A 20351-nucleotide genomic window follows, 5' to 3' on the forward strand; every position below is an offset into this window, starting at 1 on the left:
GCACGACTACGTGCGGCAGCTCCTCGCCGACCCGCGCGTCAGCCACCGCAACGAGCTGCTGGCCCACGTGGTCGCGCCGCCGTTCCCCCTCCCGGAGTACAACCCGCAGCCGTCACCGCCCGGGGCGGTGCGGGCGCGGTGCGGGAGCGGTGTCCGGGGCGGTGCGGGAGCGGTGCGGGAGCGGTGCGGGAGCGGTGCGGGCGTGGTGTCCGGTGCCATGCGGTCGTGGCGTCCGGAGCCGTGCGGGCACCGTGCGGGTGTGGTGTCCGGAGCCGGACCGCACCGGTCGCAACCTCTTGCTCCATCAAGATCCACAAAGCCGCCCCCTAGGGATATCCTTAGACCGTTTCGGCGAAAATGGGCAGTGACTTCGGACACAGGCGCACCTGACGGCTGACGGCGGCCGGGAGCGGCCGCGCTCCGTCGCCGTTGCACCAGGCACAGTTCGACGGGCGAGAAGGTGGGGATGAGCGGACCGGACCGGGACGGACAGACGGCGGCGCACCCACTCCCCCGCACGCAGGACCCGCGCCGCGAGCAGGAGCTGGGCGTGGTGTGCGACCTGCTGGAAGGGTCGCGGTCCGGCATCGGCGGCGTCGTCCTGGTGGAGGGCCCGGTCGGCATCGGCAAGACCACCTTGCTGGGCCGGCTCGCGGACGCGGCCGGGCCGCACGGGATGCGGGTGCTGCGCGCCGCGTGCCGGCCGGCCGACGGCGACGTCCCCTTCTCCGGGGTGCGGCAGCTGTTCGTCCCCCTGCTCGAATCGCTGGACGAGGCGGAACGGGACGTGCTGCTGGAGGGGTACACCAGCGCCGCGCGCTCGGCCCTGGCCCACCCGGTCCCCGGTGAGCCGGCGCCCCCGGCGTCCTACGGCGTGCTGCACGGGCTGCACCGGTTCACCGCGCGGCTGGCCCGGCGCGAGCCGCTGGTGCTGCTGGTGGACGACGCCCAGTACGCCGACGCGGCCACCGTGCAGTTCCTGTCCTTCAGCGCGCGGCGGCTGGCCGGGCTGCCGGTGCTGCTGGCGGTCTTCCGGCGCACCGGCGGCATGGTGCGCCGCACGAGGCTGGACGAGCTGGCGGCGCAGCCGCGCTGCCGGGTGGTGTGCCCGCGCCCGCTGGCGGTCGAGGGGATCGCCGCGATGGTCGCGCGGGAGACGGGCGGCGCGGGCGACGAGGAACTGCACACCGCGCTGCTGGACGCGACGGGCGGCAATCCGTTGCTGCTGCGCGCGGCGTTGTCGGGGATGCGGGACGGTGCCCGGCCGCCGGTCGCCGACAGCCTGCTGCGCGGCGGTGCCGAGGAGGAGGAACTGTTCGGCGCGTGCGTGCTGCGGGTGGTCGGCGAGCAGACGCCGGCCGCCGCCGCCGCTGCCCGGGCGCTGGCGGTCCTGGGCGACGGGGCGACCTCGGAGATGTGCGCCGACCTGACCGGTGTGCCCGCCGGCCGGCTGGTCCCGGCGCTGCGCACGCTGTGCGCCATCGGCCTGGTCAGGGGCTCGGCGGACGACCGGACGTGGTCGTTGTCCTCGCCCCTGCTGGAGCGGGCCGTGCTGGCGGCGATGGACGGCTACGAGCGTTCCTCGGCGCACCACCGGGCCGCCCGGCTGCTGGCCGTCAACGGCTCGCACGCCCGGCAGGTGGTCGACCACCTGCTGAAGGCCGGGGCCGCGGTCACCGAGGCCTGGGCGTCGGCCGCGCTGCGCGAGGCGGCCCGCGAGGCCGTCGGCCGCGGCGACCAGCCCGGTGCGGTCACCATCCTGCGGTACTGCCGGGCGCACGAGCCGCAGGAGGACACCGAACTGCTGGTGGAACTCGGGCTGGCCGAGGCGTCGGTGGACGTGTCCGCCAGCGTGCGGACCCTGGAACTGGCGCTGCCCGGGGTGAGCGACCCGGCGCGGCGGCTGACCGTGGTGACGACGCTGGTGGAGGGGCTGCTCGTCGAGGGCCGGGCGGACCGTGCCGTGCGGGTGCTCGCCGAGCACCGCGCGCGGGCGCCGCACGGTGACGAGGCGTCGGAGCGGACGCTGGAGGCGCGGCGGCTGCTGGCCTCCTACGAGGTGTGCGGGACCGCGGCGCCCTGCGACGACCTGGCGTCGGACGGCGGCACCGCCGGTGAGCGGGCGCTGCTGGCCTCGCAGTCGGTGCTGAGCGTGCTGCGCGGGCACCGGGTGGCGCAGGCGGTCGACGCCGCCCGGCTGGTGCTGCGGCTCGGGATACCGGCCGAGGACTCCCCGTTCCCCCTGAACGCGGCCGCCGTCGCCCTGCTGTACGCGGACCGGGCCGAGGAGACCGAACGTTTCTGCGCCCGGATCGGCGGCAGCGACGGCTCCCGTCCCGGTCGCGACTTCCCCGCCCTGCGCGCCGAGGCGTACTACCGGCTGGGCGAGCTGTCGAAGATCCTGGCGCCCGTCGGCACGGCGGCCGCGGACGGCCCGGCGCACCGGTCGGCAGGCGTCAACCTGCCGCTGATCGCGGTCCGGGTGCACGCCCTGCTGGACGCCGGTGACCTGGCGGGCGCCGATGTCGTCGTCGGCGAGGACCTGCGCGTGCCGCCGCGGGACAACTGGCGGTGGAACGAGTACCTGTGCGCACGCGGCCGGCTGCACCTGGCGCACCACCGGCCGGAGACGGCGCTGGTGGACCTGCTGGAGTGCGGCCGGCGGCAGCGCAAGTGGGGCAGGACCAGCCCGGGGGTGTCGTCGTGGTGGTTCTGGGCCGGCCACGCGCACCTGGCGTCGGGGGAGGTCGACGCGGCGCGTTCGCTGGCCGAGGAGATGGTCGGCGCAGCCCGCAAAAACGATCTTCCCCGTGCGCTGGGCATGGCGTTGTCCTTGCAGGCGGCGACGGAACCCGGACCCCGCAGGTCGGCGCTGCTGGCGGAGGCGGTCGCGGTCCTGGAGGGCTCGACCGCGCGCCTGGAGCTGGCCCGGGTGCTGCTGGCCCACGGCCGGGCCCTGCACGAGGCCGGCCAGGTGGCGGTCGCGCGTGACGTGCTGCGCCGCGGCCTGGAGCTGGCGGAGGCGGTGGGGGCGAAGGCGCTGCGCGAGTGGTCGCTGGCGGCGCTGACCGCGACCGGGGCGCGGCCGCGCCGGACGGTGTCGAGCGGGGTCGACTCCCTGACCCGCAGCGAGGCCGAGGTGGCCAGGCTGGCCGCCGCCGGGCGCAGCAACCAGGAGATCGCGTCCGCCCTGTTCGTCACGCAGCGTACGGTTGAACTGCACCTGACCTCGGTGTACCGCAAGCTGGGGCTGACCGGGCGCCGCATGCTGCGTGACGTCTTACACGAGGGCGCGGAGAGCAGGTCGGCCTGAGGCCGGCGTGCGGTGCCCGGCGGGTGTCCCGCCGGCCCGCACGCGCCGGTCCGCCGCGCTTCGGGCGGCGCCGGGCCCGGCCGGGTTCCCGCGTCCCGGCGACCGTGCTTCCCGGCGGCTCCGGAGGCCGCGGGAGGCGGCAACGGAGGGTCCCTCCACCGGCAACTTCACCTCATGACCATCCGTGCGCCCGCATGGATCCACTCCCCACGCCCACCACCTGCGACGACGCATAGCACAGCCATTTTCACGCCCGGTCTTGATGTGCGCTCATGACCCACTTTGTCATCACCGTGCCACACAATAGCTTCACATTTAGGTGACGCAATCCAAACACCTCGGGCTATGCGGCAGGCATATCTTGCGGCAATGGAATGTGGGTTCGACCCGCGCGACGGGCATGATTCATTGGGTTCGGGCGCACCGTACGAACCCCCACCACACCGGGCGGGCGGCCGGTTCACCCCCGCGAGGCGCACCTCGGGCATTACCCCGTGCCCGTTCGGTCCGACTCCGCGCCCGTTCCACGCCCGCCCGTAAATTCAACCCCCAGGTCACCCGGAGGCCATTAATCTGTGGAATCTTGCAGATATCAAGATTGCTGGCCTAGACTAAGCGGCCACTCGCAGCAAGGCGTAAAGCGACTGGATTTCATTTGGCGGAGACCTCCTGGAAATGAAACCGCCGAATGATCCCGTCGTGCCGGGACCGATGCGTCAGAACACAGTCCACGTCGTCCGGTGAATAGACGGGGGCAGACTGTGGAGGAGGAAACGATATGGCCAGTACTCGGCCACGGTGGCACACCGCCGCCGACGATTCCGGTGAAGTCTTTCCCCCGGCCGGCCTGCCGTTCGCCGTCGGAGAAGTCGACCGCGCCCTGGTCCGCCGGCTGACCAGAGAACTGCGCGGCGGGGTCCCCGTCGCCGCGGCGGTGGTCGGACCCCGCGGCGCCGGGCGTACCGCCTTCGTCCGGCGCGCGTCCTCGCTGGCTGCCCAATCGGGCATGTCGGTCCTGACCGCCATCGGTTCGCCCTCCGGCAGTTCCAGTCCCTACGGCCTGATCCAGCAGCTGATCTCCGCGCTGCCCGAAGACCGGCGGCCGGTGCTGCCGCTGCGGGGCGGGATCGACCGGCTGCCGCGTTCGGCACTGGTGCAGAGCTTCAGCCGGACCCTGCTGCGGGCGGCCCGGGAACACCCTACGGCCCTGGTCGTCGACGACGTGCAGTGGGCCGACTCCGGTTCCTTCGAGGTGCTGTGCGCGGTGCTGCGGCGGCTGCACAGCAGCCGGCTGTCGGTGCTGATCTCCACCACCGGAACGGCCCCCGACGTCGCGGCCCCCTGCATGGAGCTGCTCTCCTTGATCTGCTCGCCCTCGGTGCGCGGCCACGTGCTGCGTCTGACGTCGCGGTTCGATCCGACGCCGGGCACCCGGCGCCCGGACGCCGGCCGGCCGCCGCGGGTGCCGCGTCCCCGCGAGGCGCCCGGCATGATCGGCCGCCGCCCGATGCGCGCCCCCGGCGGCAGCCTGCCGCCCGCCACGGTCCCGGCGCCCCGGCCCGCACCGTCCTCCCCCGACCCCGACCCCACCTGGGGCCTGGCGCGGGAACCCCTGGCGCTGCTGCGCGGGCTGGCCGTGTGCGGCAACCTGCTGCCCCTCCAGCTGGTCGGCTCCGTCGTGCGGCTGCGGGAGACCTCGACCGTCTCGGCCCTGCGGACCCTGCGCACCACCGGCCTGGTCGCCCCGGAACTCCCGGTACGGCTGACCTCCCGGGTGAGCGTCGAACGGGTGCTGTCGGCCATGGACGACACCGAGCGGCAGGCGCTGCACGAACGCGCCGCCGAACTGGGCCACCGCGCCGCGCTGCCCGACGAGGAGCTCGCCGACCTGGTGCTCGGCTCCCGGCCGTCGGGCGCCGCGTGGGTGGTCGCGCTGCTGCGCCGGGTGGCGGCGGCCTGCCGCACCCGCGGCGAGCACCAGCAGGCCGTACGGTGCCTGGACCGGGCGTTGCAGGAGCCGCTGTCGGGCGACGAGCGCGCGGACCTGCTGCTGGAGATCGGCGCGGCCAGCTGCCTGACCGACCCCGACGCCGGCGACCGCTTCCTCGCCGAGGTGGTGCGCCGGCCCAGCCGTCCGGGCGGCGTCTGGCGCCAGCTGACGGCGGCCGACCTGCTGCTGGCCCGCGGCGACGCCGTCGCGGCCCGGCAGGCGCTGGCGGTGGCGAGGGCGGAGGACCCGCGCGAGCAGGAGTCCCTCCAGGCGATGCTCTGGCTGGCCGGCGACACCCAGCTGGACACCGGCGGCCTGGAGGGCATGCCGTACGAGGCCGCCACGCTGTCCCAGCACCCGCAGGACGCCTGCGGCGCCGCCGCACTGGCGTGGCACGCCGCGACGACGAGCGCGGACACCGAGCGGATCGGCCGGCTCGCCCGCACCGCGCTGGCCTTCCCGGTGCGCCACCTGCCGCTGTACCCCCGCATGCTGGCCTGCCTGGCCCTGGGATGGGCCGGCGAGACCGACACCGCCTGCGCGGAGCTGTCGGTGATCCTCGCCGAGGCCAGGCGCCGGCACGCCTACTCCCTGTCGGGCTTCGTGCTGCTGGCCACCTGCTCGCTGCACCTGCGGTGCCAGGACACCGACCGCGCGTCGCGGGACCTGGCCATGGCCCGGGCGGAGATGCCGATCAGCTCCTGGCACCCGGCCGTCGCCCCGCTGACCCAGGCCCTGGAGGTACGGGTCCTGCTCGCCCGCGGCGAGGTGGACGCGGCCGCCCGCACCGCCTACGGCGACTTCCGGGCCGATGTGGAGCAGCGGTTCGGCTGGCTCCAGCTGCGCTACGCCCGGGGCCTGCTGCACCTCGCCCAGGAGCAGCCGCGCGAGGCCGCGGCGGAGTTCACCGCCTGCGGACAGTGGCTGCTGGCCAAGGGCTGGACCAGTCCGGCGCTGTTCCCGTGGCGGCTGCTGTCCGCGGTGGCCCACGCCTGGTCGGGCGACCGCGCGGAGGCGGTACGGCTCGTCGTGGAGGGACAGCGCCCGGCGTCCGGGCCGGCCCGGACGGCGCCCGTGGGCCCGGCCGACCGGCTGCGCGCGGCGGTCTGGCTGGAGGAGATCCTGGCGGAAATCGACGACTTCCCGTCCACCGACCTGCACACCTACACGCTGCGCCGGCTGACCTCACCGCCGGGCGGTTCAGACGGTCCGCGCCGACAATCCACCGGCCACTGATCACGCCTGCCCACCCGGCATGGCATCCGGCGCTACGCTCTCGACCCATCGGAGCGTTCTCCCTGGCGACATCTCCCGACACATGACCGACATCCCCACCGCCGGACGACTCTTCGGTCACGCGGAACGACCCGGTGTCCGCCATGTGCCACTGATCGACAGCCATCCCTGGCTGTGACCGCAAACGGGGTAGGAACGTGCTGTTACTGGAACGCGGTAGAGACCTGGACCTGGTGACCGCTGCGCTGCACGAGGCGCGGGCGGGCCGGGGGTCCCTGGTCGTCGTCCGGGGCCCGCTGGGCATCGGCAAGTCCGCGCTGCTGGAGAGCCTGCACGAACTCGGCACCCGGGAAGGGGCGCTGACCCTCAGGGCCCAGGCGGCGGCCGCGGAGCACGACTACTCCTTCGGCGTGGTCCGGCAGTTGCTGGAGCCCGCGCTGGGCGGCGCCTCCCCGGCCGAACTGGAGGTCTGGGGGGCGGGCAGCGCGGCGCTGTCGCGGGCCGCGCTGGCCGACGTCGCCCTCACCGACTGCGAGTCGCCGTGGCAGGACAGCGACCTGGAGCAGGTCCACGAGGGCCTGTCCGCCCTGGTGGAGAACATGAGCCAGGACGGCCCGGTGCTGCTGCTGGTCGACGACATCCAGTGGGCGGACGCGGAATCGCTGCGGTGGCTGCGCAAGATGGTGCGCCGGGCGCCGGACCGGCGCGTGCTGCTGGTGTGCGCGCTGCTCGACGGCGAACTGGGCGAGGAGCAGCCCCTGCTGCACGAGCTGCTGCCGCACGCCCGCGACACCGTCACGCCCGAACGGCTGAGCGCGGAGGGCGTGGGGAGCGTCGTACGGCAGCACTACGGCGCGGCCGTGGAGCAGGACTTCGTCACCGTTTGCCATGAACTGTCGGGCGGCAACCCGCTGTTCCTCAACTGCATACTGGTCGAGGCGGCGTTCCGCGGGCTGAAGCCGACCACCGCCGACGCCCCGCGCCTGGCCGCACTGCGCCCGTCGCTGCTGCGGCAGCAGTTGCTGGTCTTCCTGGAACACCTGCCCCAGCACGTGCGCCGCACCGCCGACGCGCTGACCATCCTCGGCGAGGGGGTGAGCGCCGAGATCATCGGCCGGCTCGCCGAGCTGGACGCGGTGCAGCGGGTCGACGCCATGCGGGTGCTGCACGCGCTGGGCCTGATCGACGACCCCGCCGCGCCCCGGTTCACCCACCGGGCGGTGCAGGAGGCCATCGAGGAGGGCATGCCACTGCCCGAGCGGTCGGCTTTCCACGTCGTCGCCGCGGAACTCCTGCACGGCAGCGGGCACCCGGCGGAGCAGGTGGCGGACCAGCTGCTGGAGGTCGTCTCCCTCCAGGGGCCGTGGGCGGTGCAGGTACTGCGGACCGCCGCGGACCAGGCCCTGCGCCGCGGCATGCCCAAGGCCGCCACCCGCTACCTGCGGCGCGCCCTCATGGACAGCCCGCCCGCCGGACCGCAGCGGGCCCGGCTGCTCATCGACCTGGCCACCGTGGAACGCAGTTTCGCCACCGGCGCCTCCCTGCGGCACATCGCGCAGGCCGTTCCGCTGCTGTGCACCGTCCACGAGCAGGCCGCCGCCATGGCCCGGCTGGGGCCGATCGTCCTGGACCCGGAGACCCTGCAGATCGGCGAGATGCTGCAACGCGTCACCCGCGACCTGGCCGAGACCGGTGACCCGGCGGGGGCGGACCGGGAGCTGATGATGCGGCTGGAGGCCCGGCTGACGCACATGTCGGTCAGGGGGCCGAACGAGCAGTCGGCCTCGACCGGCGCGCTGGCCCGGCTGGGCACCGACCCGCCCATCGAGACGGTCGGCGAGCGCGAGCTGCTGGCGGTGCAGATCTACGGCGCGATGGCCACCAACACCATCTCCGCGGCCGAGTCCGCCCGGCTGTCGGCCCGGCTGCTGGAGCGCGAGCCCCCCTCGCCACTGCACGTGCACACCACCTTGCCGCTGGTGGTGTGCACCCTCGCCGCCGCGGACAGCGCCCAGGGGCTGATGCCGTGGCTCGACGAGGCGTACCGCATCGCCGAGGGCCGGGAGGGCGAGGTCGAGCAGGCCGTCATCCGCGTCGAACAGGCCATGGTGGCGCTGTCGTGCGGGGACCCGATGGACGCCCGGGCGAAGATCCTGGACGCCTACCGGTTCGCCCCCGGCGAGCAGGACGGGTTCACCACGCTGTCGGCCACCGTGCTGGCCTTCGTGGCCCTGGAGACCGAGGAGCCCGAGCTGGCCCGCCGGGTGCTGAGGGAGCACCGCCCGCGGGCCGGTGCCCAGCACATCGCGGCGCTGCTGGCCACCGCGGAGGGCAGCATCGCGGTCCGCGCCGGCGACCTGCGCACGGCGCTGGAGCACTTCCTCAACGCCGGCCACCGGATGGAACTCATCAGCTGGCACAACCCCGTGCTGGCGCCCTGGGCCTCGCTGGCCGCCATGGTCCACCACCGGCTCGGCGACTCGGTACGGGCCGAGGAGCTCGTCACCCAGGAGATCGAGGCGGCGCGCGCCTGGGGAGCGGCGGCCCCGCTGGGCCGGGCCCTGATCGTGCAGGGCCGCATCACCTCCGGCCGGCGCGGGCTGCTCCTGCTGGAGGAGGCGGTGGCCGTGCTGGAGACCTCGCCCAACCGCTACGAGCTGTGCCGCGCGCTGGAGGCGTACGGCAACCGGCTGGGCCGGTCCGACCCGCACGGCAGGGCGGTGCTGCGCCAGGCCGAGACGATGGCGGTGGAGTGCGGGGCGCGCTTCATCGCGGACCGCGTGCGCAACGGCACGGGCGACCACCACGCCGACCGCCCCGCCTCCCACGCCTCCCTCACCCCGGCGGAGCTGAAGGTCGCCCAGCTCGCCGTCTCCGGCTCCAGCAACCAGGCGATCGCCGAAGGGCTGGCCATCTCCACCCGCGCGGTCGAGAAGCACCTGACCAACTGCTACCGCAAGCTCGGCATCAAGGGCAGGGCGGCCCTGCGGGCGGCCCTTGACGAGCACGAGGTGGACCGGCCGCTGTGAGCGCGCGGCCCGGCCCCTGGCACCGCCCAGGGGGCCGGGCCCGCCCGTCACGCGGCGACTGACCGGTCCGGCCGCCCGGCACGCCGTTTTCCGCCCCGCGCCATGCGCTCACAATGACCGTACGGGCACGGAGAGTTGACCGAACCATACCGAACCACGCGACCGAACCACGCGGCGACCGAACCACCGAACCACAGTGTTTGACCCCTGTGCAGAAGTTTGCTTGACCGACCTGAGGCCCCTTCCTAAGCTCATTGCACGGATGAGCAAAGCACGGAAATTAGTCTTCTCCAGTTCTTCAGGTCTTTCCGGCGAAGCGCCGGGGCGCGTTCCCTTATGCCTCGGTCTTCGTCACCGGCAACACCCGGGCGCGTTCCCCACTTGCGCCCGAGCCCTGATCTCTCCGCTCCCTCCTGAAATCAGAAGGATGACCCACCTTGATGATCCAGGAAACCATCACGCGACCCCAGGAATCACCCAGCACGACGGTGACGGGTCATGGTCCGCTCAACTCGGCGCATTCGGGCGCTTCCGGACAGACGACAGATCTCCGGATGCGGCGTTCGCGCCGCCACACCTATACGGCCAACCTCGACCCCGAACTGAACGTCACGTCGGCCGACCCCGATTTCTACCGCCAGTTCGGCCGCACCGCGTCGGACATCTGCGGCCGCAGTCTTTACGACCTGCTCCACCCCAGCGCGCCGGCCGTCATCGGGCGGCACTTCACCCGGCTGGCGGAGCGACGATGCAACCGCTTCGTCGAGAGAATGGTGGGGCTCAACGGTGAGAACCCCTTCTCCGGGGAGCTGATCGGCATAGCGGTCCACCAGAGCACCGATCGGCTGGCTGGCATCGTTGTCATGGTGCAGCCCGACGAGGAGGCGACGGACCCCGCGTCCGACGAGTCCCTCGGCCACCGCAAGCCGATCCTGAGCAAGCTGGACGCGCTCGTGCTGGAGGGCGTCGCCAGTGGCGCGTCCACCGTCCAGCTCGCCGCACGCCTCTACCTGAGCCGTCAGGGCGTCGAATACCACGTCGGCCTGATGCTGAGGAAGCTCAAGGCACCCAACCGGGCCGCCCTGGTGGCCCGCGCGCACTCGATGGGCATGCTGACGGTCGGTCACTGGCCGCCGCGCGTGCTGCCCGAGTTCGTCAAGTAACCCCGGGCCTTCCGTACCCGCTCGTTCGACGGCACCAGCAACAGAACCGCTTCGACGGCCCCACCAAGAGAACCGCGGCCGATGCCAGTGACAGTGGCATCGCCCGCGGTTCTGTTCGTGGGGCCGTTCCGGGCCGCCGTACCCAGGGTACGGCGGCCCGGCGGCCGTTCCGCGCCCCCGTCAGTCCCGGCGCAGGGTGTTGATGAAGTCGAACAGCTCGTCGTCCGACGCCTCGCCCAGCTGATCGGAGATGGCGGCCCGGTCCTCGCCGTCCTCCCCGTCCTCGTCGACGGAGGCCAGCAGCGACTTCAGCCGGGCCTTGACCAGCACCCGCACGTCGTCGTCCAGCGACGCCCTGCCGATCCGCGCCGCGGTCTTCTCCAGGTCGGCCAGCAGGGCCGCGCCGGTCTGCGCGTCCCTGCCGCCCAGCAGGCCGTCCAGGTGGTCGGCGAGCGCGGCCGGCGTGGGGTGGTCGAAGACCATCGTGCTCGGCAGGCGCAGCCCGGTGGCCGCGCCGAGCAGGTTGCGCAGCTCGACGGCGGTCAGCGAGTCGAGCCCCATGTCCTTGAACGCCCGCCCGGACTCCACCGCGGCGACCCCGGCGAACCCCATGACCTGCGCCGCGTGGCCGCGCACCAGATCCACCAGCCGGCGGGTGCGTTCGTCCGCGGAGCACTCCGCCAGTTCGCTGGCGAGCGTCTCCCCCGCCGAGCCGCCGGCGGACGGCGCCTCGGCGGCCTCCAGCGCGTCGCGCACCTCCGCCAGGCCGCCGAGCAGCGGGCTGGGCCGGCGGCTGGTGAACGCCGGCGCGAACCGCTGCCAGTCCACGTCCGCCACCGTGACCGCCGCCTCGTCGCCCTCCAGCGCGTAACCCAGCGCCGCGAGCGCCCCCTGAGGCGGCAGCGCCGGCAGACCGCGCCGGCTCAGGGCCTCCTCGGCCTCGGTGCCGGCGGCCATGCCGCTGTCGGCCCACGGCCCCCACGCCACCGCCGTCGCCACCTCACCCCGCGCACGACGACCCTCCGCCAACGCGTCCAACTGCGCGTTCGCCGCCGCATACGCACCCTGACCACCACTGCCCCACACACCCGCGATCGACGAGAACAACACGAACGCCGACAACCCACGACCCCGCGTCAACTCGTCCAACACCACAGCACCACCCACCTTCGCACCCGCCACCTCACCCCACCGCACACCATCCAACTCACCCAACGGCGTCACATCAGCCACCCCCGCCGCATGAAACACCGCATCCACCTCGAACCGCGACAACAACCCCTCCACCGCACCCCGATCAGCCACATCACACGCCACCACCGACACCCGCGCACCCAACGCCGCCAACTCCGCCTCCAACTCCACCGCACCCGGCGCCCCCACACCACGCCGACTCGTCAACACCACATGCCCCGCACCACGCCCAACCGCCCACCGCGCCACCCGCGCACCCAACGCACCCGTACCACCCGTCACCAACACCGCACCCTTCGGCGACCACGAACCCACCGACGAACCCACACCCGACGCCCGCACCAAACGACGAGCGAACACACCCGAAGACCGCAACGCCACCTGATCCTCGCCACCCCCCGCGAGCAGACCCGTCAGCCACTCCGCCACCCGGCCGTCCCCGGCCGGCGGCAGGTCCACCAGGCCGCCCCAGCGGTCCGGGAACTCCAGCGCCACCACCCGGCCCAGGCCCCACACGCCCGCCTGGCCGACGTCCGGGGCCCCGTCGGAACCCACCGCGGCGACCGCACCCGACGTGAGCACCCACAGCCGCCCGGGCACACCGACGTCCTCCAGCGCCTGGACCAGGCCCAGCGTCGCCAGGACCCCGGCGCTCTCGTCGGACCCGTCTCCCGGCATCGCCAGCAACGACACCACGCCCGCGACCGGTTCACTGCCGGACACCGCGTCCCGCAGCAGCAACGCCCACTCGTCCCGCCCGCTCCCCGCGGGGGACGTCACGATCTCCAGCCCGTCGGCCACGGCCTCCAGCGCCTCGGGCACCGGCGCCCCGGCCGTCAGCACCAGCCAACGCCCCTCCAGCCGTGCACCCCGCACGGGCATCGTCAACGGCGCCCAGTCCGTCCGGTAACGCCAGCCGTCCACCACGGACTGCTCACGCCGTCCACGCCACCACGACGACAACGCCGGCACGACCTCGCCCAACGGCCCCTCGCCGACGCCCAGCGTCCCGGCGAGACCATCGAGGTCACCACGCTCCACCGCGTCCCAGAACGCCGCGTCCACCGCGTCGCCCGCACCGGACGACACCGTCAGCGTCGGCCAGAAACGCTCGCGCTGGAAGGCGTAGGTCGGCAGCTCCACGACCGACGAACCGGCGAAGAACCCGGCCCACTCGACCTCGACACCGTCCACGTGCAACCGGCCCAGGGCACCGAGCAACGTGTCGGTCTCGGACCGGTCCTTGCGCAGCGCCGGAACGGTGAGGGTCTCCTCGCCGAACAGCACGTCCTGCGCCATCGCGGTCAACGAGCCGTCGGGGCCGATCTCCAGGAACCGCGTCGCACCCGCACCCGCCAGCCACTCCAGCCCGTCGGCGAACCGCACCGGCCGCCGCACATGGTCCACCCAGTACTCGGGCGACCCCAACTCGTCGACACCGGCCGCCTGTCCGGTCACGTTCGACACCACCGCCATCGACGGCGTTCCGAACTCCACGCCGGACAGAACGGCGTTGAACTCCTTCAGCATCGGCTCCATCAGCGGCGAATGGAACGCGTGACTGACCCGCAGCCGCGTCGTCTTCCGCCCCAGACCCGCGAAGTGCTCCTGGATACCGGCAACGGCCGCCTCCGCACCGGCCACCACGGTAGCCGTCGGACCGTTCAGCGCGGCGATACCGGCACGGTCCTCCAGGCCCTCCAGCAGCGGCAACACCTCCACCTCGGACGCCTGAAGAGCCACCATCACCCCACCGGCGGGCAACGCCTGCATCAACCGGCCACGGGCCGCGACCACCCGGCCGGCATCCTCCAACGACCACACACCAGCAACGTGCGCAGCGGCGATCTCACCGATCGAGTGACCGACCAGGAAGTCCGGACGCACACCCCACGACTCCACCAACCGGAACAACGCCACCTCAACCGCGAACAACGCCGGCTGCGTGAACTCCGTCCGGTTCAACAACTCCGCATCAGCACCGAACACCAAGTCCTTCAGCGAACGGCCCAACTCACCGTCCAGCACGGCACACGCAGCGTCGAACGCCTCCGCGTAGACCGGGAACGCCTCGTACAACTCACGGCCCATACCCAGCCGTTGCGCACCCTGACCGGCGAAGACGAACGCCAGCTTGCCCTCACCGCGCACCGAACCGGACACCACACCCGGAGCTGACGTACCGTCAGCCACCGCAGTGAGCCCGGCCAGCAACTCATCGCGGTCACGACCAGAGACCACCGCCCGGTGCTCGAAGACCGAACGCGAGGCCGCCAACGACAGCCCCACATCCCGCACATCCAGATCCGCACCGGCACCCTCACCCACGAAGCCCGCCAGGCTCAACGCCTGCGCTCGCAACGCCTCCGGAGTGCGAGCCGACACCGTCCACGGCACCACCGGCGACACCGGCGCCCCGACCGCCTCGGCGACCTCGACGACCGACTCCGGCGCCTGCTCCAGCACGATGTGCGCGTTGGTCCCGCTCAGCCCGAAGGACGAGACACCCGCACGACGCACCCGACCCGTCCGCGGCCACTCCACCGCATCCGTCAGCAACCGCACATTGCCCGCCGACCAGTCCACATGCGACGACGGCGCATCCACATGCAACGTCTTCGGCAGCACACCGTGCCGCATCGCCAGCACCATCTTGATCACACCCGCCACACCCGCGGCAGCCTGCGTATGACCGAAGTTCGACTTCACCGACCCCAGCCACAACGGCCGGTCCTCCGCACGCTCCTGGCCATACGTCGCCAGCAACGCCTGCGCCTCGATCGGGTCACCCAACGACGTCCCCGTACCGTGCGCCTCCACCGCGTCCACATCCGACGCCGACAAACCCGCACTGGCGAGAGCGGCCCGGATCACCCGCTGCTGCGACGGACCGTTCGGCGCCGTCAAACCATTGCTCGCACCGTCCTGGTTGACCGCGGAACCGGCCACCACCGCCAGCACCCGGTGCCCCTTGGCCCGCGCGTCCGACAACCGCTCCACCAGCAGAACGCCGACACCCTCACCCCAACCCGTGCCGTCCGCACCCTCCGCGAACGCCTTGCACCGGCCATCACCGGCCAGACCACCCTGCCGCGCGAACTCCACGAACGCACCCGGCGTCGACATCACCGTCACACCACCGGCCAGCGCCAAGTCACACTCACCCGACCGCAACGCCTGCGCCGCCAGGTGCAACGCCACCAACGACGACGAACACGCCGTGTCCACCGTCACCGCAGGACCCTCGAACCCCAACACGTACGAGATACGGCCCGACGCGACACTCGCCGCGTTACCCGTACCGACGTACCCCACGAAGTCCTCGTCCGACGCACCCAGCAACGCCGGATAATCCTGACCGTTCGTCCCTACGAAAACCCCCGTACGACTCCCCCGCAACGACACCGGATCAACCCCGGCACCCTCCACCGCCTCCCACGCCGCCTCCAGCAACAACCGCTGCTGCGGATCCATCCCCAACGCCTCACGCGGCGAAATCCCGAAGAACCCCGCGTCGAACTCCCCCACCCCCGACAAGAACCCACCGACGCCACTGCCCCAGCCGGAAGCCCTGGCCGCCTCGGCGAAGAAGCCGTCGAGCCGGTCCCACCCGCGGTCGTCCGGGAACGGGGAAAGCCCTTCCCCGCCGGCCGCCAGCAGACCCCACAGCTCCTCCGGCCCGCGCACACCACCGGGGAAACGGCAGCTCATCCCCACGATCGCGATGGGATCACCGGAGACCACCGCACCGCCCACCACACCCGCGGCAGCACCCTCCGCCGCGACACCCACCACACCATCACGCAGGAACCCACCCAACGCCAACGGCGTCGGATAGTCGAAGACCACCGTCGACGGCAGCGATATGCCGCACTCGGCGGCCAGCACGTTCCGCAGTTCCACCGCGATCAGGGAATCCACCCCCAGATCACGGAAAGCCCGATCCGCGGCCACATCCCCCATCCCCGCGAAACCCAAGACAGCCGCGGCCGAGGAACGCACCAACTCCACCAACTGCCGCGCCTGCTCCCCCGCCGACAGGGCGAGGAGCCGATCACGCAGGACGGAGGACGGGGTCTTCTCGGCGGAGGCTCCCGTGCCCGAGGGGACCTCGGGGATCTCGCGCAGCAGGGCGCTGGGCCGGGTCGCGGTGAAGGCGGGGGCGAAGCGCGCCCAGTCGACGTCGGCGACCATGACGGTCGCCCCGCCGGACTCCATCGCGTCCCGCAGGGCGAGCAGGGCCAGTCCGGGGTCCAGCGCGGTGACGGAACCCCGGCGCTGCCGGCGTTCGACGGCACCGGCGGCCGCCATGCCGCCGCCGCCCCACGGCCCCCAGCCGACCGACGTGGCGGGCAGTCCCTGGGCCACCCGGCGCTCGGCCAGGGCGTCCAGCACGGCGTTCGCCGCGGCGTACATCCCCTGCCCGGCGCTGCCCATGACACCGGCGAGGGAGGAGAACAGGACGAAGGCGGACAGCTCACGGTCCCGGGTCAGCTCGTCCAGGTGCAGGGCCGCCACCGCCTTGGCCCGCAGAACGGTCGCGAGCCGCGCCGCGTCGATCGAGTCGACCACCCCGTCGTCGAGGACACCGGCGGTGTGGAACACCGCGTCCACGGCGTGGCGGTCCAGCAGAAGGGCGAGCGCCTCGCGGTCGGCGACGTCGCAGGCGGCGACCGTCACGTTGGCGCCCAGGGCGCCCAGTTCCGCGCGCAACGCGTCGGCGTTCGGGGCCTGGGGGCCGCTGCGGCTGACCAGGACGAGGTCCCGCGCCCCGCGTTCGACGGCCCAGCGGGCCACCCGGGCGCCGAGAGCACCGGTGCCGCCGGTGATCAGCACCGTGCCGGCCGGGGTCCACGGGCGCGCTTCGCCGCTCCGGCCGCGCACCAGGCGGCGTCCGAAGACACCGGTGGAGCGGACCGCGACCTGGTCCTCGTCGCCGGGCAGGCCGGCGAGCACTTTCGCCAGCCGTGCGACGGCGCGCGGGTCCGGGTCCTGCGGCAGGTCGACCAGGCCGCCCCAGCGGTCGGGGTGCTCCAGCGCGACGACCCGGCCCAGACCCCAGACCGCGGCGGTCCCGGGGGACCGCAGCGGGTCGGTGCGTCCGGTGGAGACCGCGCCGCTGGTCAGCGTCCACAGCCGGCCGGGCGTGCCGGCGTCGCCCATGGCCTGGGCGAGCAGGGCGACCGCCGCCGCGCCGTCGGCCGGCGCCGGCAGGGACAGCACGCCGTCGACGGGACCGTCCTGCGCCGTACGGCCGAGTTCGGCGGCCAGCGCGGCCCGGTCCAGCCCGTCGGCCGCCACGCACACGACGTCGAGCCCGCAGGTCCTGAGGCCGTCGAGCACGGCGAGGTCGGCCCCCTCGGGCGCAGGCCCGGCGTGCACGGCCACCCAGCGCCCGGAGGCGAGCGGGGCGTCCGCGACCGCGGGAAGCGGCTTCCACACGATCCGGTAGCGCCAGGAGTCCACCGCGGACTGCGCGCTCTGCTTGCGGCGCCAGGAGGACAGGGCGGGGATCACCGCGACGAGCGCGTCCCGGTCGACGTCGAGGACCTCGGCCAGTTCCGCGGCGTCCTCGCGTTCGACCGCCTCCCAGAACCGGGTGTCGACGAGGGTGGCGGCGAACCTGCCGTCGTCCGCGGGCCGGTACGCCGCGGTGGCGGGGTCGAGCCAGTGCCGGCGGCGCTGGAAGGCGTAGGTCGGCAGTTCGACCGTGCGCGCCCCGGAGCCCGCGAAGTAGCCGGCCCAGCCGATCGCGGCGCCGTCGATCTGGAGCCGGGCCACCGCGCCGAGCAGCGTGTCGGTCTCGGGCCGGTCCTTGCGCAGCGCCGGAACGGTGAGGGTCTCCTCGCCGTTCAGCACGTCCTGCGCCATCGCGGTCAGCGACCCGTCGGGACCGATCTCCAGGAACCGGGTCACCTTGTGCCCGGCCAGCCATTCCAACCCGTCGGCGAACCGCACCGGACGCCGCACATGGTCCACCCAGTACTCCGGCGACCCCAACTCCGCGGCCGTCGCGGCCTGCCCGGTCACGTTCGACACCACCGCCATCGACGGCGCGGCGAACTCCACCCCGGCCAGCACCGAGGCGAACTCCTTCAGCATCGGCTCCATCAGCGGCGAGTGGAACGCGTGGCTGACCCGCAACCGCGTCGTCTTCCGCCCCAGACCCGAGAAGTGCTCCTGAACCTGGGCAACGGCGGCTTCCTCACCGGCGACCACCGTCGAGGCCGGACCGTTCAGCGCGGCGATTCCCACACGGTCGGCCAAGCCCTCCAGCAGCGGCAGCACCTCCGCCTCGGACGCCTGGACGGCGGCCATCACGCCGCCGGCGGGCAGCGCCTGCATCAGCCGGCCACGGGCCGCGACCACCCGGCAGGCATCCGCCAACGACCACACACCGGCCACGTGGGCCGCGGCCACCTCACCGATCGAGTGGCCGACGAGGTAGTCCGGGCGAACGCCCCACGACTCCACCAGGCGGTACAGCGCCACCTCGACGGCGAACAACGCCGGCTGCGTGTACCCCGTGCGGTTCAGCGCCTCCGGGTCGGCACCGAACACCACGTCCCGCAACGGCACGTCGAGTTCGCCGTCGAGCACCGCGCACACCGCGTCGAACGCCTCGGCGTACACCGGGAACGCCTCGTACAACTCCCGGCCCATACCCAGGCGTTGGGCACCCTGACCGGCGAAGACGAACGCCAGCTTGCCCTCACCACGCACGGTGCCGGTCAGCACGCCGGAGGCGGAGGTGCCGGCGGCGACCGCGTCGAGGCCGTGCAGCAGGGTGTCCCGGTCGCCGCCGAGCACGACGGCCCGGTGTTCGAAGACCGAACGCGACACCGCCAGCGACAGGCCCACGTCGGCCGGGTCGGCCCCGGAGGCCCGGACGGCCGCCGCGAGGTTCCTGGCCTGGGCCTTCAGCGCCTCCGGCTCGCGGGCGGAGATCGGCCAGGCGACCAGCGGCAGGGCGGCCGGGGCGGCGGCGGGGCCGTCCTCGGCGGCGGCCGGGGCCGGGGGCTGCTCCAGGACGACGTGGGCGTTGGTCCCCGAGACGCCGAAGGCGGAGACGCCGGCCCGGCGCGGGCGGTCGTCCGTACGCGGCCACCGCACGGCGTCCGTCAGCAGCCGCACCTGGCCCGCGTCCCAGTCCACGTGCGAGGAGGGCGCGTCCACGTGCAGCGTCCTGGGCAGCAACCCGTGCCGCATCGCCATGACCATCTTGATCACACCCGCCACGCCGGCGGCGGCCTGGGTGTGGCCCAGGTTCGACTTCACCGAGCCCAGCCACAACGGCCGGTCCTGCGACCGACCCTGGCCGTAGGTCGCCAGCAGCGCCTGCGCCTCGATCGGGTCGCCCAGCGCGGTGCCGGTGCCGTGCGCCTCGACCGCGTCCACGTCGGCCGGCGACAGGCCCGCACCCGCCAGCGCGGCCCGGATCACCCGCTGCTGCGACGGACCGTTCGGCGCCGTCAGGCCGTTGCTCGCGCCGTCCTGGTTGACCGCGGAACCGGCCACCACCGCCAGCACCCGGTGACCGTTGCGCCGCGCGTCCGACAGGCGTTCCACCAGCAGGACGCCGACACCCTCGCCCCAGCCCGTGCCGTCCGCACCCTCGGCGAACGCCTTGCACCGGCCGTCGCCCGCCAGACCGCCCTGCCGCGCGAACTCCGCGAAGACGTCGGGGGTGGACATGACCGTCACGCCGCCGGCCAGCGCGAGGTCGCAGTCGCCGGAGCGCAGCGCCTGGGCGGCGAGGTGCAGGGCGACCAGGGAGGAGGAGCAGGCGGTGTCCACCGTCACGGCCGGGCCTTCGAGGCCCAGCGCGTAGGAGACCCGGCCGGAGACCACGGCGGCGGCGCTGCCGGTCAGCAGGTGGCCCTCGACGCCCTCGGGCAGGTTGCCGGCGGCCGCGGCGCCGTAGTTCTGGTTGCTGCTGCCGACGAAGACGCCGGTGCGGCTGCCGCGCACGGCGGCCGCGTCGATGCCGGCCCGTTCGAACGCCTCCCAGGACGCCTCAAGGATCAGGCGCTGCTGCGGGTCCATCGCCGCGGCCTCGCGCGGGGAGATGGCGAAGAACGACGCGTCGAACTCGTCGGCGTCGTGGACGAACCCGCCGCGCGGCCCGTCGCCGTCGCCCCCGGTCGCGCCGGCCGTCTCCCAGCCGCGGTTGGCGGGGAAGTCGGACAGCGCGTCCGTGCCGTCGGCGAGCAGCCGCCACAGGTCTTCCGGGGACCGCACGTCGCCGGGGTAACGGCACGCCATGGCGACGATCGCCACGGGTTCGGTGGCCGCGCGCGAGAGTTTGTCGTTCTGCTTGCGCAGCCTCTCGTTCTCAACCAGCGACGCCCGGAGGGCAGTGACGACTCGTTCCTCGGAAGTGGCCATGCTCAGCTCCGCGTTTCTTGCCTGGTGGACGTGTCGGG

At 73.5% G+C, this 20351-nt stretch carries 5 protein-coding genes and 1 pseudogene; 4 read left to right on the plus strand and 2 right to left on the minus strand.

Annotation, left to right across the window (positions count from 1 at the left end; genetic code table 11):
- Window positions 1–466: 466 nt before the first annotated feature.
- The 4 genes from POF43_RS09775 to POF43_RS09790 all read left to right on the plus strand — a co-directional run bounded on the left by POF43_RS09775 (window position 467) and on the right by POF43_RS09790 (window position 10731).
- Window positions 467–3313 carry an ATP-binding protein gene (locus tag POF43_RS09775; RefSeq protein WP_271322303.1) on the plus strand — a complete coding sequence of 949 codons (2847 nt, stop codon included), beginning with the start codon at window positions 467–469 and terminating at the stop codon, window positions 3311–3313.
- Window positions 3314–4091: 778 nt separating this feature from the next.
- A complete protein-coding gene (locus POF43_RS09780; protein ID WP_282704505.1) occupies window positions 4092–6539 on the plus strand; it encodes an ATP-binding protein in 2448 nt (815 codons plus the stop codon).
- Window positions 6540–6736: 197 nt separating this feature from the next.
- Window positions 6737–9568 carry an ATP-binding protein gene (locus tag POF43_RS09785; RefSeq protein ID WP_271316563.1) on the plus strand — a complete coding sequence of 944 codons (2832 nt, stop codon included), beginning with the start codon at window positions 6737–6739 and terminating at the stop codon, window positions 9566–9568.
- Window positions 9569–10122: 554 nt separating this feature from the next.
- Window positions 10123–10731 carry a LuxR C-terminal-related transcriptional regulator gene (locus tag POF43_RS09790; protein WP_282704506.1) on the plus strand — a complete coding sequence of 203 codons (609 nt, stop codon included), beginning with the start codon at window positions 10123–10125 and terminating at the stop codon, window positions 10729–10731.
- Between the two features lie 180 nt (window positions 10732–10911).
- On the opposite strand, the gene POF43_RS09795 is transcribed toward POF43_RS09790, so the two are convergent.
- On the minus strand, window positions 10912–20250 hold the full coding sequence (locus tag POF43_RS09795; RefSeq protein ID WP_443732099.1) for a type I polyketide synthase: 9339 nt from the start codon (window positions 20248–20250) through the stop codon (window positions 10912–10914).
- Window positions 20239–20313, minus strand: a pseudogene (locus tag POF43_RS35270) (polyketide synthase docking domain-containing protein); the annotation flags it as partial. The gene POF43_RS09795 and the pseudogene POF43_RS35270, both read right to left, overlap by 12 nt.
- Window positions 20314–20351: the final 38 nt, after the last annotated feature.

It is taken from the genome of Streptantibioticus silvisoli (genome assembly GCF_027947535.2).
Classification (GTDB): domain Bacteria; phylum Actinomycetota; class Actinomycetes; order Streptomycetales; family Streptomycetaceae; genus Streptantibioticus_C; species Streptantibioticus_C silvisoli.

What these genes read in the sequence shown, in the direction of transcription:
- POF43_RS09775 (WP_271322303.1), top strand. Translation starts at nt 467, where the DNA reads ATGAGCGGACCGGACCGGGACGGACAGACGGCGGCGCACCCACTCCCC.
- POF43_RS09780 (WP_282704505.1), top strand. Translation starts at nt 4,092, where the DNA reads ATGGCCAGTACTCGGCCACGGTGGCACACCGCCGCCGACGATTCCGGT.
- POF43_RS09790 (WP_282704506.1), top strand. Translation starts at nt 10,123, where the DNA reads ATGCGGCGTTCGCGCCGCCACACCTATACGGCCAACCTCGACCCCGAA.